Source organism: Micromonospora sp. CNZ322 (assembly GCF_007827755.1).
The window spans coordinates 171,925-195,560 of sequence record NZ_VITD01000011.1 but is presented as its reverse complement, the minus strand read 5'-3'; the positions used below and the strand labels follow the sequence as shown (position 1 = coordinate 195,560).

Below are 23,636 nucleotides of genomic sequence, written 5' to 3'. Positions count from 1 at the left end.
GGGTGGTGGGGTGGGAAGGGAAATCAGGACACCGAACAGGCGGCACCGTTGAGGACGAACGAGGTCGGCTTGCCGGTGCCGCCCTCGTGCGTGGCCTGGAAGCCGATCTCGACCGACGCGTTCGGGGCGATGGTGTTGTTGTAGGAGACGTTGCGGGCGGTCACCGCGCCGCTCGCCGGGGCGTACTGGGCGTTCCAGCCGCTGGTGATGCGCTGTCCGCTGGGCAGCGTGAAGGTCAGCGCCCAGCCGTTCACGGCGGTGGCACCGGTGTTGGTGATGGCCACGCTCGCGGTGAGGCCGCTGTTCCAGGCGTTGACCGTGTAGCCGACCCGGCAGGCTCCCTCGGTCGGCGGCGGCGTGGTCGGGGGCGGGGTCGTCGGGGGCGGCGTGGTCGGCGGCGGGGTGGTCGGGGGCGGGGTGCCGTCGAGCCCGAAGAAGCGGATCACCTGCGCGGCGTCGACCGGCAGGTTGTGCGTGACACCCTGCATGCTGATCGCCTCGACCGGCGCCATCGGGCCGCTGCTGCCGTACCGGGTGCGGGTGTAGCCGGACTGCGGGGAGTCGGTGTACGTCGGGGTCTGACTCAGCCCGTGCACGTTGGTCCACTGTTTGACCTGCTCACCGAAGTTCGGGTAGCGCAGCGTCTCGTCGTTCGTGCCGTGCCAGATCTGCATCCGGGGTCGCTGGCCGGTGTATCCGGGGTACGCCTCCCGGACGAGGTCACCCCACTGCTGGGCGGTCCGGATGAGTTGCCCGTTGGCGCACTGGCTGTTCCACTCCGAGGTGCCGCCGGTGGCGAAGCAGGCGAACGGCACCCCGGCGAACGAGGCGCCCGCCGCGAACACGTCCGGGTAGACGCCCAGCATGACGTTGGTCATCATCGCCCCGGAGGAGGTGCCGGTGGCGAAGATCCGCGCGGGGTCGGCGGAGTAGCGCTGCCGCACGTAGTCGACCATCGACATGAGCCCGACCGGGTCGCTGCCGCCGCCACGGCGTAACGCCTGCGGCGAGTAGACGTCCCAGCACTTGCTGCTGCGGGTGGCCGACGGGTAGATCACGATGAACCCGTACCGGTCCGCGAGGGAGGCGTACTGGGTGCCCGAGTGGAACGCGGGGCCCGTCCCGGTGCAGTAGTGCATGGCCAGGAGGATCGCCGGTCGGGCCGCCACCCGGTCCGGGACGTACAGGTGCATCTGCAGGTTGGTGGGGTTGGTGCCGAAGTTGGTCACCTGCGTGAGCGTCGCCGCCGACGCGGGAGTGGCGAACGTCAACGCGGCGGCGGCCAGTGTCACGGCCGCCATGACGACGCCAAGCATTCTCGTCTTCAGTGTCATCGTCGCGATCCCTTGCGAAAAAGGCGCGTGGAAGGGGACTTAAGTCGAGGACTGCCCTTCGCCCGACCTTGACCGCGGCTCGCGTGACCATGTCAGCTTCGATCGAGCACACTCGATTGTCAAGACTTCCGGAAACCTTTCGCCGCAACGGTTCCGGCGGTCACCTGCGCAGCAGTGGGCATCGACGGGCATGATCAGGGGCAATGGGTGGCGATAAATTATCGGGACGTTTTCGGAACCTGCCAGGCGCTGGGCGCACGGCACGAGGACGGCCCGACCGGATGGCCGAGCCGCGCCCCACCGCCGCTCAGTAGATGTCCCGCCCTCGCTCGTCCGGCACCCCGGACTTGCGGAAAAAGTACGTGTTGATCTGGTCGCGCCACTCGGTGGCGCAGCGCACCTGCTCGTCGAGGCGTTCGGCGACCCGCTCGTACACGCTCGGGTCGATCATGCCGGTCAACGTCTGCCACTTCCGTCGCATCGCCGTCACCTCCTCGACCCCCGCGAAGTGGGTGTCGTAGATGTGCTGGATGACTGTCGAACCGCTGTGCAGCACGTGCCCGTACGGCACGTGGTGGAAGAAGAGCAGCAGCTCGTCGGGGCAGGTCTCGGGTGACTCGTACACCTGGGCCCAGTACGGCGGGTACTGGCCGGCGAAGCCGGTGCCCGACATGCGGCTGCGGTCCACGCCGACGCCGTCGCGGTCGGCGAAGTGGTAGGTGCCCCACCGGGTGTACTCGTACCCGTCGACGCCGGGTCCATAGTGGTCGCCGGGGTTGACCATGAAGCCGACGCCCAGCGGGGCTGTGTAGCGCTCGTACGTGCGCCACGAGTCGTCCATGATCTCGTGCAGGGTCCGCCGCACCAGCTCCGCGTCGGCGGTCGCCGACGGCGGAAAGGTCAGCGTGATCCACTCGTCGAGGATCGCCGTCGGGTCCCGCCGCGGGTCCCAGGCCAGCCGGCCGAACGTGTACAGGTTGGCCTGTGCCAACGGATGCCCGGTCCAGAAGAGGTCGTCGCCGACGTTGGCGACGGCGACCATCCCGCCGCCGGCCGCGCCCTCTCCCGTGACCACGTCGGCGATCGTCCTCCCGTCCGGCCCCCAGGGGGCGAAGCCGAGCACCTCACTCCACCACGGGCCGAGGTGGCAGACGTGCCGCTGTTGGCCCGTGTACTCCTGGGTGACCTGCAACTCCACCGCCAGCCGGGTCGCCGGCATCGCGGCGAGCACCGGTGAGACCGGCTCGCGGGTCTGGAAGTCCACCGGGCCGAACTTCACCTGGACGACCACGTTGGTGCGGAACCGCCCGTCGAGCGGGGCGAAGTGGTCGTACGCGGCCCGAGCCCGGTCGGTGGACCGGTCCCGCCAGTCCTGGTGGTGGTTGTAGACGAACGCACGCCAGTGCACCACTCCCCCGTGCGGGGCGAGGGCCTCGGCCAGCAGGTTCGCCCCGTCGGCGTGGTCGCGGCCGTACGTGAACGGGCCGGGTTGCCCCTCCGAGTCGGCCTTCACCAGGTAACCGCCGAAGTCCGGGATGCGGTCGTAGACCCGCCGGGTGGTAGCGGCCCACCAGGCCCGCACGGCCTCGTCCAGGGGGTCGGCGGTCGACAGGCCTCCGAGGAGCACCGGCGCGGCGAAGCTGACCGACAGGTGCACCCGGATGCCGTACGGGCGCAGCGCGTCGGCGATCTCGGCCACGTCGCCGAGCCGTTCGGTGAGCAGCAGCGCCTCCGTACGGGCCACGTTGACGTTGTTCACCGAGATCGCATTGACCCCACAGGAGGCCAGCAGCCGCCCGTACTCCCGTACCCGGGCCAGGTCGCCGCGCGGACGGCCGTCCTGCCAGAAGATCGAGCCGCCCGCGTACCCCCGTTCGACCTGGCCCATCACCGGGTGCACTGCCACGTTGTCCCAGTGGTTCAGCATTCGTCGGCGCAGCGCCGGCCGGTGCCGCTCGGGCGGTCGGGCCGGGTCGAAGGCCGCCGCGCAGAGCCGGACCACGTGGAAGAGCCCGTACAGCAGGCCGGCGGGCGCGTCGGCCAGCACCGCGGTCACGTCGCCGGCCCGCGCCAACACGAAACCCTCGTCGCCGAGCGTCCCGCCGTCGCCCAACTCGACCAGCGCCGCCTCGCCGGCGGCGCGCGCCGTCTCCACCGACGGGTTGGGCAGCTCACCGGCGTCGCGCAGGGCGAGCACCAGGTCCACGTCGACGTCCCAGGACGGGGAGTGCCACACCCGTCCGCCGTAACGCGCGCAGGCGCGCGAGACCTCGTTGAGGACGGTGTCGACGAGCAACCCCTCGCCGTGCAGGAGGACGCGGCGCGCGCCGAGCGACCGGAACGCCTCCGGGGGCAGCCAGGCCGGGTGGACGCGCGGGTCGTCACCGTCCATCGGCTCCTCGACGAACATCAGCTGCTCCAACTCCACCGACTCTTCGGCGTTCACCGGTCCTCCTCCAGCACGACAACCCCGTACGCCGGCAGCCGCAGCGCACCGCCGGCCGCCGTACGGTCGCCGGTGAGCAGGTCGGCGCCGCCGGTCCGGGCGGTCACCTCGACCGGCTCGGCGCGGTGGTTGAGCAGAAACAGCAGCCGCGACCCGTCCGCCGCGACCCGGACGGCGGATTCCAGGTCCGGCACGTCCGGGTAGGGCCCGAGCAGGTCATGGCGGGCGAGCACCTGCCGCACCACCCAGGACACCCCGGCCTGGTCCAGTCCGGCGGCCACGTACCAGCCGTCGCCGGCGCCGAAGGAGTTGCGGGTCACCGCCGGGGTGCCCGCGTAGAAGTCGGCCTGGTAGGTGCCGACGACCTGCGCGCCCTGCGGAATCACCAGCTCGAACAGCAGCCGCGCGTCGACCTCGACCTGATCCGCGCCGTCGCCGAGGCGGACCGGATTGACCACCTCCGGGCCGCGGGCGTCCCACTCGTCGACCCGGACGCCCATGAGCTGCCCGAGCGGACCCGGCACGTCCATCAGGAACGCCTGGTCGTTCTCGTCCACCCGGCCGGACAGGTAGGTGGTCAGCACCGACCCGCCGCGCGCCGCCACCGCCTCCAGCCGCTGCGGCAGGTCCCCCTTGAGCAGGTGCAGGGCCGGGGCCACGACCACGTCGTAGCGGGACAGGTCGGCGGTCACCGCGACGACGTCCAGGTCCACACCGGCGTCCCAGAGTGCCCGGTGGTACGCGAGCACGACCTGCTGGTAGCGGACCAGCCGGGACGGGCCGTCGGACAGCTCCAACGCCCACCAGCTGTCCCAGTCGAACAGCAGCGCCACCCGGGCCGGGGTCCGCGCGCCCAGCGACGCCGGGCCGAGCCGTTCCAGTTCGGCGCCCAGCTCGGCGACCTCCCGGAACACCCGGGTGTCGGCACGACCGGCGTGCCCGATGACCGCTCCGTGGTACTTCTCGCTGGCACCGCGGGAGGCACGCAGTTGGAAGAAGAGCACCGCGTCGGCGCCGTGCGCCACGGCCTGCCAACTCCACAGCCGCATCAGCCCGGGACGCTTCAACGGGTTGACGTCGCGGCACGCGGTGCAGCTCGGGGTCTGTTCCATCAGCCAGAACGGCTGGCCGTCCTTGAGCCCGCGCATCAGGTCGTGGGTCAGTGCCATCCGGGCCGCCGACTCGTCGTCGGGCGGGTAGTTGTCCCAGGAGACGAAGTCCAGATGAGGGGCCCAGCGGTGGTAGTCGATCGGCCGGTACATGCCCATGAAGTTCGTGGTCACCGGCAGCGTCGGGCTGGACTCCCGGATGGCCGCCTTCTCGTCGCGGAAGTTGGTCAGCATCGCGTCGGAGGTGAACCGCAGGTAGTCCACTGTGATGCCCGGGAACGCGGTGTGGTCCGGGCCGCGCCAGTGCTCGGTCAGCGCCGACGGGGGCTCGATCTCGTCCCAGTCGGTGAAGGTGTGCGACCAGAAGGTGGTGTACCAGGCCTCGTTCAGGTCGTCGAGGGTGCCGTAGCGGTGGCGCAGCCAGTTCCGGAAGCCGGCCGCGCACAGTGCGCAGTAGCAGGCGCCGCCGTACTCGTTGCCGACGTGCCAGGCGAGCACCGCCGGGGTGTCGGCGTAGCGGCGGGCGACCCGGCGGGCCAGCTCCGTCGAGAGCCGGCGGAAGACCGGCGAGCTGGGGCAGGAGTTGTGTCGCTGACCGAAGCGGTGCTTGCGGCCCTCGAAGTCGGTCCGCGTCACCTCGGGGTACGCCTTCGCCAACCACGGTGGGTGGGCGCCGCTGCCGGTGGCCAGGCAGATCCCGCGTCCCTCGGCACTGGCCCGCTCGACGATCCTGTCCAGCAGCGTGAAGTCGTAGGTGTCCTCGGCGGGCTGGGTGAGCGCCCAGTCGAACACCCCGAGGGTGACCAGGTCGATCCGTGCGGTGTCGAAGAGACGGTAGTCCTGCTTCCACACGTCCTCGGGCCACTGTTCCGGGTTGTAGTCGCCCCCGAAGGGCACCTTGGCGCTGAGAGGCAGGCTCACGAGGTGAACTCCTTCCGGATCAGATGGATCATCGGTTCGCTGATGCGCAGGTACGCCAGGACCGCGACCGACGCCAGCAGCATCAGCACCGCTTCGGAGAAGACCGCGGTGATCCCGGCCGCCGCGGCCAGCAGCAGGGCGTTGCCGACGGAGACACCGGGGGTACGCACGAGGAAGTGCACGGCCAACCGGAGCACGTCCCGGGTGCGGAAGTCGAACAGCGAGGTGATCACCAGGGCGTTGGCCGCGCAGAGCGTCACGCCCACTCCGATCAGCACCAGCGGCACCGCCCACCAGCTCGACAGGCCGATCGCGCCGCGGTAGGCGAGGTTCACGGCGAGCACTGTCAGCCACAGCAGCGTCGGCACCCAGACGCGCAGCACGCCGAGCACGTTGGCCCGGTAGCCACGCCAGAACAGGGTGGCCGGGCGCAGGTCGGTGAGGTCGGTTCGTTGGTGGCGCAGGGCGTACAGGGCGGCGGAGATCGCCGGGCCGACCGATACCAGCAGGAGCGCGGCCAGCGGCAGGTTGCTCGGATCGCGGCCCAGCAGAAGCAGCGGGAGCAGGGCGGGCAGCGTGGTGAGCAGCAGGAGCAGCTCGACCACGAGCAGGATGTAGACGCGCGAGGTGATCCGCGACAGTGGTCCGTCGCCGAACTGTCGCCGGGTCTGAGTCGCGCCACTCACTGTCGCTCCCTCCGGTCGACTCAGCTGATCCGTGGTCGCCGGGGGTCCGGCCGGGCCGCGACAGGCCGCCCGACCGGACCCCCGTTGATCAGCCGTTGTTCTTCTGGAACCGCTCGTACGCCTTGTTGACCAGGTCGATGTACTGGTCGGAGTTCTTGGCCTTCAGCTCGGCCACGTACGCGTCCCACTCGCTGAGCGGGCGCTGACCCAGGGCGAACTTCAGCGTGTTCTGGGTGACGAAGTCCTTCAACGGCGTCTCCCAGAGCGACACCTGCTCGCGCTCCTCGTCGGTCAACGGGGCGGGCGGAGGCACCACCCTCGGGGTACGGGCGTCCATCACCTTCTGGAACTCCAGCTCCTCCGGGGAGAAGAAGCCGCGGACCAGGTCGGGGCTGCCGCCGTAGGCGAAGACGCCGTTCTGGAAGCCGAAGTCCTTCTGCAGGTGCTTGGGGGCCTTCGGGTTGAGGCCGAGGAAATCAACTCCGGGGTTGAGCGTGCGCTTGCCGGACGCGTCCTTGGTGAAGGTGGTGCCCTCGATGCCCCAGCGGGCGAACTCCAAGCCGGCGTCCGAATACCACAGCCAGTCGATGAACTGCATCATGGCCACGAAGTTCTTGCTCTCCCGGGCCTTCGAGGAGATCATGATGCCGTTCTCCAACCGGGGGAACGGGTTGATCTCGCCGGCCGGGCCGATCGGCAACGGGATCTTGGCCAACTTGGCGTTCGGCAGGGTCTTGGCCAGGTCGGGTCGGTGGTTGTTGACCAGGGTCTGCGCGTTGCCGGTGACCACGAAGGACTTGCCGTTGGCGAGCTTCTGGCGTGCCTGGTCGTCGGTCTGGGTGAAGCTCTCCGGGTCGAGCAGGCCCTCGGCGACGAGCTTGTGCAGGAACGTGACCATCTGCTTGTACTGGTCGGACGAGCCGGTGTAGTTGAACTTCTTCGCCGCCGGGTCCCAGGTGGCGTGCTGGTAGTCCCAACCCGCCTGGGTGCCGTGGGCCGAGCCGAGGATGTTCAGCAGGGCCCCGGTGGGGTTGGGCTTGCTGAAGAGGTCGGAGTACGGGTAGACGTTCGGGTACTTCGCCTTCATCGCCTTGAGCACCGTGTACAGCTCGTCCCAGGTCTTCGGGACCGCCAGGTTCAGCTCCTGCATGATGTCGGTGCGCACCAGCACCGTGTAGTCCTGCGTGGGCTTCTCGTGGACGCCGGGCAGCAGGTAGAATTTACCGTCGGACTGCCGCAGGTTGTCGATCTCCGGCTTGAGGTTCCACTTGGCGATCTTGTCCTTGAGGTTGGGCATCAGGTCCAGGTAGTCGCTCACCGGGAGGATCGCCCCGGAGGACACGAACGCGTTCTCCTGCGGGTGGTACGTCTTCGGAATGATCAGCGGGGCGTCTCCGGCGCCGATCAGCAGGCTGCGCTTCTGCTCGTAGTCGCTCAGCGGCACGGCCACCGGCTCGATCTTGACGTTGGTCCGCTTGGTCAGCTCCGACCAGAACGCCCAGTCTTCCTTGAGCGGGTAGAACGTGTGGTTGTTGTAGAGGGTGGAGAAGGACAGCGCCTCGGTGGCCTTGAACTGGTCGCCGACGCCGTAGGTGGCCATCGCCCCGACCTTGTTCTCCGAGAGGTCCGTCGACTCGCCGGGGTCCTCGGAACAGGCGGTGCTGAGGGTGAGCGCGAGCAGACCCGCGGTGGCTATCGCCACCCGGCGCCACGTCTTGTGGAGCATGGCTCGTCCTTTCGGTGGTGGGGATTCGAATGTGGGACGGTGCAGCGCCTGCGTCATCCCTTGACCGCGCCGAGCATCACGCCGCGGACGAAATACCGCTGGACGAAGGGGTAGACCGCCAGGATCGGCAGGGTGGTGAGCACGATCGTCACGGCCTCGAGGGTGGCTGCGGCCTGGACCTTGTCGGCGTCGGCGGCGGCGGACTCGGCGCTGGTGGCGCCCGCGATGAGGTTGCGCAGGTAGACCGTGACCGGCAGCAGGTCCTGCTGGTCGATGTAGAGGAACGCGGTGAACCACGAGTTCCAGAAGGAGACCGCGTAGAAGAGCACCATCGTCGCGATGATCGCCTTCGACAGCGGCAGCACGATTCGCAGCAGGATGCCGTACGTGTTCAGCCCGTCGACCGCTGCGGCCTCCTCCAACTCGCTCGGCAGACTCTCGAAGAACGCCTTCATGACCAGCAGGTTGAACACGCTGATGGCGTTGGGGACCACCACGGCCCAGATGGTGTTCTTCATCCCCAGGCTGGTGACCAGCACGTAGTTGGGGATCAGGCCGCCGGAGAAGAACATGGTGAACAGCGCGATGCCGACCAGGACGCCGCGCCCCTTGAGCTGTGGCTTCGACAGCACGTACGCGTAACACGTGGTCAGCACGATCGAGATGAGCGTGGCGACCACCGTGTACACCACAGTGTTGCGGTAGTTCGTCCAGAACAACCCATCGGACATCAACAGCTTGTACGCGGTCAGGTCGAACCCGCGCGGGACGATGCTCACCTTCCCCGTGATGATGTACGCCTCTTCGCTGAGCGAGCGGGCCACGATGTTGAGGAACGGGAACAGCGTCACGACCACGACGCCGATCAGGACGACAGTGTTGACGATCCGGAAGATCCGGTAGCCACGACTGTCCACCGGACCCCGCGTCTTCGGGGCGTCGCTCTTCGTACCGAGGATCACCACAGGCTCGTCCCCACAGTGCGCCGGGAGATGAGGTTCGCCGTCAGGACCAGGATCAACCCGATCACCGCCTCGAAGAGGCCGATGGCGGCCGCGTAGCTGAAGTTGCTCGACTGGAAGCCCATCCGGAACAGATAGGTGGAGACCACGTCGGCGGTCGGGTACGTCAACGGGTTGTAGAGCAGCAGGATCTTCTCGAACCCGACCGCCAGGAAGTTGCCGATGTTGAGGATCAGCAGCGTCATCATCGTCGGCCGGATCCCCGGCAACGTCACGTGCCAGGTCTGCCGCCACCGGCTCGCGCCGTCGATCCGGGCCGCCTCGTACAGGTCCTCGTCGACCGTGGTGAGCGCGGCGAGGTAGAGGATCGTCCCCCAACCGACGGTCTGCCAGACCTCGGACGAGACGTAGATGGTGCGGAACCACTCCGATTTCTGCAGGAAGGCCACCGGGTCGCCGCCGAACAGGCCGACGATCTGGTTGGCCGCGCCGCCGACCGAGGTCAGTTGCATGACCATCGCCGCCACGATCACGATCGACAGGAAGTGCGGCAGGTAGGACACCGACTGCACGAACCGCTTGAACCGGCGGGCGCGCACCTCGTTGAGCATCAGCGCCAGCACGATCGGCAGCGGGAAACAGAACAGCAGGGTCAGCGTCCCCAGCACCAGGGTGTTGGTGAACACCTCCCAGAACGTCGGGTCGGTGAGGAACATCCGGAAGTAGCGCAGCCCGACCCAGTACTCACCGAAGATGCTGCCGCCCGGCTTGAACCGGCGGAAGGCGATGATGTTGCCGATCATCGGCAGGTACCGGAAGACCAGGAAGAACAGCAGCGGCAGGACGGCGAGCGAGTAGAGCTGCCAGTCCCGGCGCAGCGCCTGCCGCCAACTGCGACGGCGTCGCGGTGATCGCGGGGCAGGGCTCTGCGCCGGCCGCGGGGAGCTCGGCGGCGCCGGCGGCGGTGGCCGCAGGGTGGATGTCATCCGTGGCCTCCTATACCGACTGTGGAACGGCCACGAGGGGCTCGACCCGCACCGAGGTGAGCAGTTCCCGCTCGAAACCGACCTGGCGCTCGGTGCCGACCAGTCGCAGCGGCAGGGCCGCCGCCGCGTCGCCGCTCGATCGGCCGAACCGCAGCTCGACGTCGCCGGGCTCGACGATCCGTTGGCCGGTCAGCCCGGTGAACGACGCCACGTCGGCCGGTACGCCGAACGTCACGTGCGCCACCTCGCCGGGCGCCAACGGCAGCCGGGTGTAGCCGATCAGCCGCACCACCGGACGCGTGGTCTGCGCGACCGGGTCGTGCAGGTAGAGCTGCACGACCTCGGTGCCGGCCCGCTCACCGGTGTTGGCGACGGTGATCCGCACCCGTACCTCGCCGTCGACCGGCCAGGCAGCCGGATCGTCGCGCGGCTCGACCACCGTCGCGTCGGACCACTCGAAGGTGGTGTAGCTCAGCCCGTGGCCGAACGGGTACGCCGGGGTCGGATCGACCGAGGAGACCTTGTTGCGCCGGCCGAGTGGCGGCGCCAGGTAGGTGCTCGGCAGCCCGCCGTCGTGCCGGGGGACGCTGACCGGCAACCGCCCGGAGGGGTTGACCGCGCCGGTGAGCACCTCGGCGAGTGCCTGCCCACCGAGCTGACCGAGGAAGAACGTCTGCACCACGGCCGCCGCGCCGTCGAACTCCGGGCCGAGCGCGTAGGGGCGACCGGCCATCAACACCAGGACGACCGGGGTGCCGGTGGCGAGGACGGCGCGGACGAGGTCGCTCTGCACGCCGGGTAGTCGAAGGTCGACGGCGTCGCAGCCCTCACCGGAGGTGCCCCGGCCGAACATTCCCGCCCGGTCGCCGACGGCCAGCACGCACACGTCGGCGGCGGCGGCCGCGGCGACCGCGGCCGGGATACCCGAGGTGTCCTCGCCGGTGATGGCGCAGCCCGGCTCGTGGGTGAGCAGCGGGACGCGTCGGGCCAACTCGTCGCGCAGTGTGGGGATGTCCAGGCCGAGCCCGAATTCGCTGTGGTTGATGCCCACGTGGTTGGGGAACGAATAGCAGCCGAGCATGGCCATCGGGTCGTCGGCGACCGGACCGACCAGGGCGATCCGGCTACCGAGGGGCAGCGGGAGGACGGCGGTGTTGCGCAGCAGGACGACTGACTCCCGGGCCAGGCGAAGGGCGATGTCCTGGCTGGCCTCGTCGTCGAAGCGCAGGGACGCCACGTCGTCGGGCAGCTCCTGCCAGCCCTCGTCGAGCAGACCGAGCTCGATCTTCTGGATCAGCACCCGACGCAGCGCGCAGTCGATCAGCGCCTCGTCGACCTCGCCGCGGCGAGCCGCCTCCACCAGCGGTCCACCGAAGGCGTCCACTGTGGGCAGCTCGACGTCGATCCCGGCCCGCAGGGCGAGCCGGGCCGCGTCGGCGGCATCCCCGGCGACTCCGTGCAGGGTCTGGAGGAACCGTACGGCGAAGTAGTCGGCCACCACGGTGCCGGTGAAGCCCCACTCGTCCCGCAACAACCCGGTCAGCAGCCGACGGTCGGCCGCCACGGGCAGGCCGTCGATCTCGGCGTAGGAGTTCATCACCGAGCGGGCGCCGCCGAGGCGCAGCGCCATCTCGAACGGCGGCAGGATGACGTCGGCCAGTTCGCGGCGACCCATCGGCACCGGCGCGAGGTTGCGTCCGCCCCGGGAGGCCGAGTAGCCGGCGAAGTGTTTCAGAGTGGCCACCACGCCGGCCCGCTCCAGGCCCCGCACGTAGGCGGCACCTGTCGTGCCGACCAGGTAGGGGTCCTCGCCGATCGTCTCCTCGGTACGGCCCCAGCGGTAGTCCCGGGTGACGTCCAGCACCGGTGCGAGGCCCTGGTGCACACCGGCGGCGCGCATCGACCGCCCGATCCGGTCGGCCATCGCCTCGACCAGCTCGGGGTCGAAGGACGCGCCCCAGCTGAGCGGAGTCGGGTAGACGGTGGCCCGCCAGGCCGCGAACCCGGTGAGGCACTCCTCGTGCACCTGCGCCGGAATGCCGAACCGACTGGCGGCCACGATCTGCGCCTGTGAGGCCGCCAGCGACCGGGCGCCGAACACCGGGTCGACCGGGGCGGTGCCGAACGGGCGGGTCAGCTGACCCAACCCGTACTGGATGACAGTGCTCCACGGCGGCAACTCGCTGATCATGTCCGACTGGTGCGGTGCGACGCCCTCGCCGCTGGCGTCCGCGCCGACCCAGACACCGACGAGCTGGGCGATCTTCTCTTCGAGGGTCATCTTCGGTAGGAGCGCCTCGGCTCGCTCGGTGGGCGACAGCCGCTGATCACGCCACGGCGCAGCGCCGCCGTCCTCGAGCGACTGACTTCTCATGCCATGACCCCTTAGCTCCGGCCACATCCCCGTGCCCTCGTGAACCAGCTGCGTGGCGGACGTATCTCACGATCCGAAACTTTCCGGAAACCTGCGTAACCTTTTCGGCAACCTAAGTGTCCCATCGATGCCTGTCAAGAGTCTCAATCGGACTACCAGGGGGCGGTTCCTGCACACGGTGACCCCACGATCAACGCTCAGTCGCCGAGAAGCCGCGCAATGTCACGTGAATGCGCAGCCCGAGTGCGGCACCTACTGGCATGAATGTCTCATCGTGTTAAGGTCGCCCGAAACTTTCGGATGTTGTATGAGGCCGCGATGACAGAGCACCGCCCGCTCGACCCACCCGCCTCCACCACCATCGCGACCATCGCCAACGATGTCGGCGTATCGGTCGCGACCGTGTCCAAGGTCCTCAACGGACGCGGCGATGTCGCCCCCGGCACCAGAGCCCGGGTGGAGGCGAGCCTCGACCGCCACCAGTACCAGCGCCGCGCCCGGCGACACGCGACCAGCGTCGGCCGGGTGGACCTCGTGTTCCACGAGTTCGACACGGGTTGGGCGATGGAGATCCTGCGGGGCGTCGAGGCGGTGACCTCCGCCGCCGGCATCGGGCTGTCGATCGCCCAGCTCGACGGCGCGCACCGCCCGCCGGCACGATGGCTGGAGGCGTTACTCGCCGACCGTCCCCTGGGCGTGGTGTTCGTCCTCTCCCACCTGGCCGAGACCCAACAGCAGCACCTACGCCGGCAGGGTATTCCGTTCGTCGTCGTCGACACGGACAGTGCCACCTCGGCCTCCGTGCCGACCGTCGGGTCGAACAACTGGAACGGCGGTCTGCTCGCCGCCCGGCACCTGCTGGAGCTGGGGCACCGCCGGATCGCCATCATCTCCGGGCCACCCGACGTGCTGTGCAGCAGAGCCCGGGCCGCCGGCTTCCAGTCGGCCCACGACGAAGCCGGGATAGTGGTCGACCGCGAGCTGATCCGCTACGGCAGTTTCTCCGCCGGAGCGGGGCACGCCCACGGGCTGCAACTGCTCCAGCGGCCGGACCGACCCACGGCGATCTTCGCCGGGTCGGACATCCAGGCCATGGGGGTGCTCCGGGCCGCCCGTCAGTGCGGCCTGCGAGTGCCCGAGGACCTCTCGGTGATCGGGTACGACAACCTGCCCGTCTCGGCCTGGACCGACCCGGCCCTCACCACGATCAACCAGCCGTTGCGCGACATGGCCGGCATCGCCACCCAGATGTTGCTCGACCTGACCAGGGGGAACGAGCCGGCGACCAGCCGGATCGACCTGGTGACCGAGCTGGTCGTCCGGGAGAGCACCGCGCCCCCCGCCCACCCGCACTGACCCCGGCCCCTGCGAGGACCCGTGCCCCACTCCGCCTCCACCTTCGACGACCTTCAGCGGTACGCACCCGAGGTCGCCGAACCCGACGACTTCGACGAGTTCTGGCGGGACACGCTCGCCGAGGCGGCCGTCGTGCCGGTGCTCGTCGACGTCCGCCCCGAACCCACCGACCTGCGGCTGCTCGACTCCTGGGACGTCACGTTCGCCGGCTTTGGCGGTGACCCGGTCCGCGCCTGGTACACCCGCCCGGCCGGGGTTCGCGAGCCGCTGCCGGCCGTTGTCGAGTACGCCGGCTACGGTCGCGGGCGGGGGCTGCCCCACGAGCGGCCGACCTGGGCCGTTGCCGGGTATGCGCACCTGTTGATGGACAACCGGGGCCAGGCGGGGCAGCACGGCGCCGGAGACACCCCCGACCCGCACGGCGCGCCCGGCGGGCCCTGGCCGGCCACCTGGGGGATCCTCGATCCGCGCGACTACCACTACCGCCGCCTGATCACCGACGCGGTGCGGGCGGTCGAGGCGGTCCGCGCGCTGCCGGGGGTCGCTGGTGACCGGGTCAGCGTGGTCGGCAACAGCCAGGGCGGTGGCATCGCCCTGGCGGTGGCAGGTCTCGTCGAGGATCTCAGCGCGGTGCTGACCACCGCCCCGTTCCTGTGCGACATGCGCCGGGCCGTCGCGCTCACCGACCTCGCGCCGTACGGCGAGATCGCCCGGTACCTGGCGGTGCACCGGGAGGCCGAGGAGGCGGTGTGGCGCACGTTGTCCTACGTCGACGGCGTGAGCTTCGCGCGTCGGGCGACGGCGCCGGCACATTTCGGAGTCGGCCAACGCGACACCGTCTGCCCACCGCGAACCGCCTTCGCCGCCTACAACCACTACGGCGCCGCGAACGGGAAGCCGGTCCCGCCCGAGCGGGAGATGCACGTCTACCCGTTCAACGGTCATGAGGGCGGCGAGGCCGTGCACGTCCGGCGCCAGCTGCGCTGGCTGGGCTCGGTGCTCCACTCAGCGCGGGCCTGAACGGCCCACCCCTTTCCTGGTCACGGCTCCAGCAGGTTCTGGACCGGAGCACACGCCCGGCAGGGCCAGACGCGTACGGTGCCGTCGTCATGCGTCGAGACGAGCCGCTCGCCGTCCGGGCTGAAGTCGACGGTCTCCACGGAAGCGCCGAATCCCCCGAAGGTCACGGACCGCGCGGCCTCCGAAGCGCGCCACAGCCGAGCGGTGCCGTCCTTTCCAGAACTGAGCACCCATTGCCCGTCCGGGCTGAACGACACGTGCCAGACCGGCCCCTCGTGTCCTCGCAACACCATTGGCGCGATGCCGCTCGTGACGGAGTGGATCTGCACGGTGCCGTCGAAGCCGGCACTGGCGACCCGTTGTCCGTCCGGGCTGAAGGCCACGGCCCATACCAATCCCTCGTGACCGGGAAGTAGCAGTGGTTCGGCCGTGCCGAGAGCATCCCAGATCCGTAGGGCGCCCTCCGCGCCAGCTGTGGCGACCTTCCTGCCGTCCGGGCTGAAGGCGGCGTACCGGATCTCTTCGGCGGCTCGATGGACTACCGGGGCACTCTGGCCGGTGAGGTCCCAGATTCGTAGGCTCCTGTCGTTGCTGACGCTGGCCAGGCGACGGCCGTCAGGGCTGAAGTCGGCGATCCACGCCTGCTTCTCGTGCCCCCGAAGCACCACAGGATCGCGTCTGCCGGCGAGGTCCCAGACTCGCACGCTGCCGTCGCGGCCACCGGTGGCCACACTCGCCCCGTCCGGACTCACAGTGAGACCGTAGACGTCGCCGTCGTGGCGGCCGAGCACCCGAGGCTCGGCCGGTGTGGCCAGGTTCCAGACCTGTACCGTGCCGTCCTCGCCGCCACTGACCACCCGCTGCCCGTCCGGGGTGAACGCTGCGGACCAGGTGGCTTTCTTGTGGCCCCGCAGGATCAGACGATCGCTGCCCGGGTCCCAGATCCGTAGCGTGCCATCATCGGCCGCGCTCACCAGCCGGGATCCGTCCGGGCTGAACGCCAACGCCCAGACCCGGTTGGTGTGGCCGCGCAACACCAACGGGTCACCAGCGCCGTTGGCGTTCCAGATCCGTACGGTCAGATCGTCACTGGTGGTCGCGAACCACTGCTCGTCCGGGCTCAGCGCGAGCCCTTCCACAGTGCCCTCATGCCCACGCAGCACCACCGGCGCCGCCGACCCGGTCAGTGGCCACACCCAGACCGTACCGTCGGCGCTGGAGCAGGCCAGGCGGGTGCCGTCCTGGCTAAACACCAACGTCCTGGTGGCCTCGCGTGGCCCGGTGAGGACCGTTCTGGTGGATCGCGCGGCCAGATCCCAGAGCCGTACCGTCGCGTCGTGGCCGCTGCTGGCCAACTGGCGCCCGTCGGGGCTGAAGGCCACACCGACCGCGACCTTCGTGTGCCCACGCAGCACCACCGGTCGTTCGTCGCCGCGGGCATCCCAGACCCGAACGGTGGTGTCCTCGCCAGCACTGGCGACCAACCGTCCGTCGGGGCTGAAGGCCACTCCCCAGACCGGGCCCTCGTGCCCGCGGAGGACGATGGGCCCAGCCTTTCCATCGACCTGCCAGATCCGGACGGTGCCGTCCGAGCCGGCGGTGACCAGTCGCTTCCCGTCCGGGCTGAACATCGGGCTCCAGACCTGCCCCTCGGGTCCGCCGGTGAGAGCCTGGCCCGGTCCGGAGACGCCGTGCCCGGCCCAGGTCCACACCCGCACCTCGCCGTCCGTCCCGGTGGCCGCCACCCGCCTTCCGTCCGGACTGAACGCCACGCCCAAGGCCTTCTTGCTGCTCATCGGCACAATCGCCTGCAGCCGGTCGTCGACGGCGGCCTGGCGGAGCACCATCTCCGCACCGACGGTCGGGCGGGTGGTCAGAGCGCGTCTGGCGAGGCGCTGCGCCTGCCGCGGATCGATCTGGAGTTGGTTGTCGGCCTCGACCGTCAGCTGCCGGGAAACAGCGAGGTCTCGTTCGGCGGCCGCCCGGTTCGCCTGCACCAGTGCCACTGCCGCGAGGACGCTCACCACGACAACTGTTGCCGCGAGCCCGGTCAATGCCACCCTGCTCCGCCGCCGTCGGGCTGCCCGGTGCCGGCTCTCGCGTGCACGGCTGGTCTCCAGAAAGTCCTGTTCCAGGTCACTGAGGTCCATCACCTGGCGCGTTCCCCAGAGCGCCAACTGGACCCCCCGATACAGGAATCCGTCCACGCGGTCGTGCCGATCCCACTCGGCGGCAGCCTCTGTCAGCCTGCGGTGCGAGCGCAGCAGCTCCCGATCTTCGGTCAGCCAGCGACGCAGCCGGGGCCACTCCTGGATCAGGGCCTCGTGGGCCACCATGACGCCCTTCTCGTCCGCCGTCACCAGCCGCGCGGCCGTCAACCTGCCCAGCACCTCGGCCGCGGCCAAGGGGTCCACCCCGCCCACCAACTCGGCGAGGGGTGCCCGGCGTCGGGTGTCCTCGGTGCCGTCGCCGAGGGCGGTCAGGCGCAGGAAGATGTCCCGTGCCAGCCCTCGCTGCCCCTCATCGAACTGCGCGTACACCCCTTCAGCGGTACGGGTGATGGCGCCGTTCACGCCGCCTGACTCGCGGTAGTGGGCCAGCGTGATCCGCTTGCCCTGCCGCAGGCGCGACGTCTCCAAGAGTGCATGGGACAGCAACGGTAGCGCACTTGTCTGACCGCCAACGTCTGCCACGGCCATCTCCACCAACGCCGGATCCACCAGCAACCCGGCGCGCTCCGCGGGGCCAGTGATCGTCCGACGCAGATCCTCATCGTCCATCGGGCCGATCAACAGCTGGTGCTCATGGAGAGCGGCCACCAGGGCCGGATAGGCGGCACACCGACCATAGAAGTCGGCCCGCACTCCCAGCACCACGCGCACCCTGGGGATCTCCGCTGCGGCGAGCAGCGCGGCAATGAAGCCCGATCGCTCCTCCTCGTTCCGGCAGAGCGTGAAGAGCTCCTCGAACTGGTCCACCACGATGAGCATGTTCGCGACCGATGGACGCGAATTGAGAATCTGCTCGATCATTCCGCGAATGCTGACCGGATCATCGGCCAGGTGGCGCTGGATCGTGTCACGAGCCAGGTCCTGCTCATTGACGAGGTGGAACGCAAGCTCTTCGATGGGATGTTCGCCGGGCGTCATCAGCACCGTGGCCCAGGCCGGCTGACCCTTGACGGGATTCTCCACCACGGCCGCTATCAGACCCGCTCGTAGCAGGGACGACTTGCCCGCACCGGACGGGGCGAAAACCGCGACGAACCGGAGGCGGTTGAGCATTTCACAGAGCTGAGCCACCATGCGCTCGCGTCCGAAGAACCATTCTGAGTCTTCCGGCTGAAACGCTGCCATTCCCCAGTACGGTCCGCGGCCGACCCCCACCGTCTCGGCGGACGTCACGCTCGCGATCAGGCTGTGCCACCGTTCGGTCCATTCGGCCGGATCGCCGTCGCAGGCGGCCACGTACGCCAGTGTCACCTGAAGGCTTGGCACGGTCTCTCCGCTGGCGGCCTTCGCCAGGGTGGTCACCGAGAAGTGCGCGCGTCTGGCCAGTTGACGGTAGGTCGGCGAACCCGCCTTCGTCCGCAGCTGGCGTAGGTCGAGCGCGAACCGCTCCAGCTCGCCTGCCTCCGGGTCGAGCGGCCGCTCAGGTCTTCCCACGTTGTCCCCCGTCACAGAGTTGTTTGTCAGCCTGGCGACATGATTGGCAAACAATCCATAGGGGACTATATCTAGTTCCGTGGACGTCGATCGGCGAGTGTCGGGTAGCAGCCACAGCGCAACTTGGCGTGCGACGACTCAACGCGATCACGACACGGAGGAGGACCGGGAGGGGGTGTGTGATGCACGCCAGAAACGGCACCGGCGCTGTTACCCACAGCACTGATGGTCGTCCTGGGTACGGGGGGCGTCACACAATCCCGGATAGACAAGGGGGGCTCTTATTCGATTACGATTTCGCTAGCGCGGCTGAACGGGGACCGTTTCGGCAGTTCGCCTCGGGGCCCAACGTTCGGTGCGTCATCGATTCGCGGCCCTCGCGGTCGCCGCTGGTATCGAATCGGCGAGGATCAGGACCATCTCCCTCCGCATCGACTGCTACGGCGGTGCGGTGACGGGGCGGCGACGGGATCCGTCGCCGCCCCGTCAGCCCGCGGAGGGTCACTGCTCCACAGCGTGGTAGAGCCGGCTCACGGTTTCGGCCACGCAGACGGGCTTGCCGCCGCTGTCGCTCTCCACGGTGACCGTCACGACCAGCTGCACACCGCCGCTCACCGGCGACACGTCGGCAATGGTGGCGGTGGCGCGTACGGCGGCGCCGACCCGCAGCGGCGCGGGGAAGCGCACCCGGTTCAGCCCGTAGTTGACGCCCATCGCCACCCCCTCGACCCGGTAGAGCCCGCTCGCCAACGCCGGCAACAGCGACAGGGTGAGGTACCCGTGTGCGATCGTCCCGCCGAACGGCCCCGCCGCGGCTCGGACCGGGTCGAGATGGATCCACTGGTGGTCGTCGGTGGCGTCGGCGAAGAGGTCGACGCGGCTCTGCTCGACGCGCTGCCACGGACCGGGCCCGAGGCTCTCGCCGGTCGCGGCGGCCAACTCCTCGAACGAGGTGAAGACTCTCATGCCGGATCTCCCTACAGCTACTAGAAGGCGTTGACGCCGGTGAGCGCGCGTCCGATGAGGAGTTGCTGAATCTGACTGGTGCCCTCGTAGAGAGTGGCCACCCGGGCATCGCGCAGATACTTACCGACCGGGTACTCGTCGATGTAGCCGTACCCGCCGAAGACCTGGACCGCGTTGTTGGCCGCGCGGACGGCGGCCTCACTGGCGAAGAGCTTGGCCATCGACGCCTCGGTGGCGAAGGGCTGGCCGCGGTCGATCAGGTCGGCGACCTGCCAGACCAGCAGCCGGGCGGCGGCGGTGTCCACCGCGATGGCGGCCAGCAGTTGTTGGACGAGCTGGTGCCCGGCGATCGGCTTGCCGAACTGGGTGCGCTGCCCGGCGTAACCGACCGCCGCGTCGAGGCAGCCCTGGGCGATGCCGACGCACCCCGCGGCCACCGACATCCGACCCTTGGCGAGGGTGGCCAGGGCTAGCCGGAATCCGGCGCCCTCGGCGCCGAGGCGGGCCGTGTCGGGCACGCGCACCTCGTCGAAGCCCAGCTCGCCGGTGGCCTGACCGCGCAGGCCGAGCTTGCCGTGGATTTCCCGCCGGGTCAGCCCGGGGCTGTCGGTGGGCACCAGGAACGCGGTGATTCCTCGGTGCCCGGGGCCGCCGGTGCGGGCGAAGACCAGCGCGACGTCGGCGGTGGTGCCGTTGGTGATGAACGTCTTCGTGCCGGTGAGCAGCCAGTCGGTGCCGTCGCGGACCGCACGGGTGCGCAGGGCGGCCGCGTCCGAGCCGCTGTCCGGCTCGGTCAGCGCGAAGCATCCGAGTGCGCTGCCGGCGCAGAGCCTCGGTAGCCACTCGGCCCGCTGTTCCGCGCTCCCGTGCGCGGCGATCGACTTCGCCACCAGGCCGAGGGAGACCGAGACGATGCCGCGCACCGCCGAGTCGCCCCGGCCCAACTCCTCCAGGACCAGGCAGTACGCGAGGTGGTCGCCGCCGGAACCGCCGTCGGTCTCGGCGATGGTCAGCCCCAGGAAGCCCAGGTCACCGAGCATGCCGAGGATGGCGGGGTCGACCGATTCGCGGCGGTCCCAGGCGGCAGCGTGCGGCAGCAGCTCGCGGTCGGCGAACTCGGCGGCCAGCTGGCGGACCGCCGCCTGCTCGGCGGAGAGGGTGAGGTCCATGACGCTCAAACTAGCGGCGATAGTTAAACGCGTCCAGACCGGACGTTCACCGGTCGGAGGCCAGACCGACGTGCCGCTCGGCGGCGAACGCGCGGGCCAGCTCGGTCCGCGAACGGATGCCCAGCCGGTGGAACACGTTGCGCAGGTGGTGGTCGACCGTCCGGGTGGAGAGGAACATCCGGGCCGCGATCTCCCGGTTGGTGGCACCCTCGGCGACCAGCTCGGCGATCCGCAGTTGCTGGCCGGTCAACAACCGCGCCGCGGGCAGGTCCGGCGGACCGATCGACTCCCCGGCAGCTCGTAGCTCCGTGGTGGCCTGCTCGGCCCAGCACTCCACCCCGAGCAGGCTGAACATCTCGCGGGCCTGGTGCAGGTGCGTCCGCGCGTCGCGAGGGCGTCGACTACGGCGCAACTCCTGGCCGAAGAGCAGTTCGGTGCGGGCCCGCTCGAACGTGCCGGCCTCGGTCGGGTGCAGGCGCAGCGCCGCCTGGAAGTCTCGTTCCGCCTCGGCGCCGCCCCGAGGGGCGAGCAGTGCGTGACACCGCGCGGACAGGGCCCGGCGCAACGGGCTCGCGGTGCTGCTGGCCCACCTGTCGAACGCGGCGAGGGCGGCCGTCGCCGCCGGCCGGTGCGCCAGGTGCGCCGCCGCCTCCACCAGGTGCGGGGTGGCCATCACCTGCACGAGGACCTGACCTCGGCGCGTGCCGAGCCGAGCCAGCGACGCCAACCGCTCCGCTGCCTCGGCGTGCCGGCCGTCGATCAGGTCGAGCACCGCCAGGGCCCACACGGCGAGCGCGTGCGGGCGGCTGCCCGGCGTCGGCGACTCGCCGATCTCGCGGATCCGCCGCAGGCTGGTGTCCCGATCGGCCCGGATCGCGGCGAGGACGGCGAGCATGCCCAGATGGACGTTGGCGCAGTTGACCTGCCCGGTTGCCCGGGCGACGCGCAGCCCGTCGCGGGAGGTCTCCGCCGCCGCCTCGTGTCGACCCAGCCAGTACTCGGCGACCGCTCGCAGCTCCAACGCCCGCGACAGCATGGACAGCTCGCCCCGTTCCCGGGCCAGCTCGACGGCGCGTTCGGCGAGCCGGTGGGCCGCGCCGTCCACGGCCACCAGCAGTCCGGCCGCCGCGGCGCAGCTGAGCGCGGTGGGGGTCAACGCCCAACCGGTCAGCCGGTCGCCCAGCACCACGGCGCGGCGCAGCGCGGGCCCGGCTCGCTCGTGGTCGCCCCGCAGGGTCGCCGCCACCCCGGCGATCAGACAGCCCATGACCTCCAGGGCCGGCGGGTCGTTCGGGCGCCGCAACGGCAGTGCCCGCCGGCCGACCTCGGCGTACCGGTACTGGTCGCCGGTGAAGCAGACCGCCTCGCCGGCCCGCACCAGCCCGGTCAGCGCCAGGGCACGGTCGGTGCCGTCCACCGCCGCGGCGGAGGCCAGCAGCGTGGCCGACGCACTCGACGCGGTGCCGCAGCGCAGCTCCAGCTCACCGCGGAGCAGGTCGGCACGGCCTCGAACGACCGGGTCTAGGCAGACCGCGCGGAGGCGGTCGAGTAGCAGCCGGGCCTCGTCGGGTTGCCCCCCGGCCCAGGCGTAGCGGGCTGCGGTCAGCAGACGGGTGGCGGTCAGCCTCGGATGGTCGCTCAGTTCGGCGGCCCACCGCAGCGCCACCGAGGCGGCGGCCCAGCCGTCGGGTCCGCCGACCGCCGCCTGTTCCAGCTCGGCGGCGAGGGCCGGATCGGCACCCGCGGTCGCGGCGGCGAGGTGCATCGCCCGGCGCAGCCGCTGCCCGTCCGCGACCAGCACCTCGGCAAGCAGTCGGTGCGCCGCGCGGCGCTCCGCGAGCGGCGCGCTGGCCGCGATCATCGTGCGCACCAGCGGCTGCGGAAAGGTGACGCCGCGTTGCTCGACGCGGACCAGGCCGGCGACCTCCGCCGGGGCGAGCGCCTCCACCTCGGCGCCGGCGGCCGCCGCGGCCCGGATCACTGTGCCCGGCTCCCCGTCCTCGTCGAGCGCGGCGAGCAACAGCACCCGTCGGGTCTCCGGGGGCAGCCGGTCCAGCCGGGCTCGGTACGCGCGACCCAACGCTCCGTCCGCCGGTGGCGCGGCGGGCAACGACTCCTCGCCCCGCCACTGCCCTGCGGTGAGCACCTCGGCGAGGTCCACCAGTGCCTGCGGGTTGCCGCCGCCGATCGTGGCCAACGCGGTCAGGGCCGACGCCGCTGGCCGGTCGGGAAGCCGGTCGTCGCCCTCGCGCTCGGTCAGCCGATCGAGTCGATCGGTGAGGACCGCGCCGCTCTCGTGCTCGGTCAACGCACGCAGCCGGTGCGCCGGTATCCCGTCGAGGTTGGCGGTGACGTCCGCGGTGAGCAGGACGGCGAGCGGCAGGTGCCGCACTCGGCGGGCCACGAACGCCAGCACCTGCGCGGTCTGCGGGTCCCCTCGGTCCATGTCGTCCATGGTGGCGAGCAGCGGTCGGTCCCGGGCGGCGGCGGCGAGCAGCCCGAGCACGGCCATCGACAGGGTCAGCTGCCGGTCGGCCGGGCAGCTCTCCCCGCCCAGTGCGCGCCGTAGCAGTTGGCGCTGCTCGCCGGGGAGCGCGGCGGCCCGATCGAGCACCGGGTCGACCAGGCGTTGCAGGCCGGCGTACGGCAGGGCGGCCTCCTCGGCGAGCCCGCTGCCGGCGAGCACTGTGCAGCCACCCTCGGCGTGGCGATGGGCGTAGCCGAGAAGCGCCGTCCGGCCCGATCCGGGCTCTCCGCGCAACAGCAGGGCACCGCCGGCGTTGGTCATGCCGTCGAGCAGGCTCCGGACAGCCCGGCACTCGTCGTCCCGGCCACGCAGCACGGTTAGTTGCACTCTTGATGCAGTAACCATGCCTGCCAGTGTTACCCATCGGAAACCGAATGGAAAGAGGGGAC

Annotated in this window: 14 protein-coding genes; 2 read left to right on the top strand and 12 right to left on the bottom strand. The window is 70.4% G+C overall.

Features of this window, described 5'->3' with window-relative positions:
• Positions 1 to 23: 23 nt before the first annotated feature.
• The 8 genes from FB453_RS24420 to FB453_RS24385 all read right to left on the bottom strand — a co-directional run bounded on the left by FB453_RS24420 (position 24) and on the right by FB453_RS24385 (position 12,544).
• On the bottom strand, positions 24 to 1,334 hold the full coding sequence (locus tag FB453_RS24420; protein WP_145793824.1) for an extracellular catalytic domain type 1 short-chain-length polyhydroxyalkanoate depolymerase: 1,311 nt from the start codon (positions 1,332 to 1,334) through the stop codon (positions 24 to 26).
• Positions 1,335 to 1,641: 307 nt separating this feature from the next.
• Positions 1,642 to 3,780 carry an alpha-glucuronidase gene (locus FB453_RS24415; protein WP_486480414.1) on the bottom strand — a complete coding sequence of 713 codons (2,139 nt, stop codon included), beginning with the start codon at positions 3,778 to 3,780 and terminating at the stop codon, positions 1,642 to 1,644.
• On the bottom strand, positions 3,777 to 5,810 hold the full coding sequence (locus tag FB453_RS24410; protein ID WP_145793821.1) for a beta-galactosidase: 2,034 nt from the start codon (positions 5,808 to 5,810) through the stop codon (positions 3,777 to 3,779). The genes FB453_RS24415 and FB453_RS24410 overlap by 4 nt, the downstream gene beginning before the upstream one ends.
• On the bottom strand, positions 5,807 to 6,496 hold the full coding sequence (locus FB453_RS24405) for a DUF624 domain-containing protein (protein ID WP_145793819.1): 690 nt from the start codon (positions 6,494 to 6,496) through the stop codon (positions 5,807 to 5,809). The genes FB453_RS24410 and FB453_RS24405 overlap by 4 nt, the downstream gene beginning before the upstream one ends.
• A gap of 88 nt (positions 6,497 to 6,584) precedes the next feature.
• Positions 6,585 to 8,222, bottom strand: a complete 1,638-nt coding sequence (locus FB453_RS24400) for an ABC transporter substrate-binding protein (protein WP_145793817.1) — start codon at positions 8,220 to 8,222, stop codon at positions 6,585 to 6,587.
• Positions 8,223 to 8,275: 53 nt separating this feature from the next.
• Positions 8,276 to 9,184, bottom strand: a complete 909-nt coding sequence (locus FB453_RS24395; protein WP_244166150.1) for a carbohydrate ABC transporter permease — start codon at positions 9,182 to 9,184, stop codon at positions 8,276 to 8,278.
• Positions 9,181 to 10,170: an ABC transporter permease subunit gene (locus FB453_RS24390; protein ID WP_145793815.1), complete on the bottom strand. Its 990-nt coding sequence runs from the start codon at positions 10,168 to 10,170 to the stop codon at positions 9,181 to 9,183. The genes FB453_RS24395 and FB453_RS24390 overlap by 4 nt, the downstream gene beginning before the upstream one ends.
• Before the next feature lie 10 nt (positions 10,171 to 10,180).
• Positions 10,181 to 12,544: a beta-xylosidase/alpha-l-arabinosidase gene (locus FB453_RS24385; RefSeq protein WP_145793813.1), complete on the bottom strand. Its 2,364-nt coding sequence runs from the start codon at positions 12,542 to 12,544 to the stop codon at positions 10,181 to 10,183.
• A gap of 318 nt (positions 12,545 to 12,862) precedes the next feature.
• Here FB453_RS24385 and FB453_RS24380 point away from each other — a divergent pair, with 318 nt between their 5' ends.
• Together FB453_RS24380 and FB453_RS24375 are read left to right on the top strand one after the other, a co-directional pair.
• Positions 12,863 to 13,900: a LacI family DNA-binding transcriptional regulator gene (locus FB453_RS24380; protein ID WP_145793811.1), complete on the top strand. Its 1,038-nt coding sequence runs from the start codon at positions 12,863 to 12,865 to the stop codon at positions 13,898 to 13,900.
• Positions 13,901 to 13,921: 21 nt separating this feature from the next.
• Positions 13,922 to 14,920 (top strand): acetylxylan esterase, encoded by a 999-nt coding sequence (locus FB453_RS24375; protein WP_145793809.1) that lies wholly within the window; start codon positions 13,922 to 13,924, stop codon positions 14,918 to 14,920.
• Between the two features lie 20 nt (positions 14,921 to 14,940).
• Here the strand turns inward: FB453_RS24375 and FB453_RS24370 are convergent, their stop codons facing one another.
• From FB453_RS24370 to FB453_RS24355, 4 genes are all read right to left on the bottom strand, one after another.
• Positions 14,941 to 18,585, bottom strand: coding sequence for an nSTAND1 domain-containing NTPase (locus FB453_RS24370; protein ID WP_145793807.1), 3,645 nt, complete (start codon positions 18,583 to 18,585; stop codon positions 14,941 to 14,943).
• Between the two features lie 501 nt (positions 18,586 to 19,086).
• Positions 19,087 to 19,551 carry a MaoC family dehydratase gene (locus FB453_RS24365; protein ID WP_112589469.1) on the bottom strand — a complete coding sequence of 155 codons (465 nt, stop codon included), beginning with the start codon at positions 19,549 to 19,551 and terminating at the stop codon, positions 19,087 to 19,089.
• Positions 19,552 to 19,571: 20 nt separating this feature from the next.
• Positions 19,572 to 20,720, bottom strand: a complete 1,149-nt coding sequence (locus FB453_RS24360; protein WP_145793805.1) for an acyl-CoA dehydrogenase family protein — start codon at positions 20,718 to 20,720, stop codon at positions 19,572 to 19,574.
• A gap of 46 nt (positions 20,721 to 20,766) precedes the next feature.
• A complete protein-coding gene (locus tag FB453_RS24355; protein ID WP_145793803.1) occupies positions 20,767 to 23,592 on the bottom strand; it encodes a LuxR family transcriptional regulator in 2,826 nt (941 codons plus the stop codon).
• Positions 23,593 to 23,636: the final 44 nt, after the last annotated feature.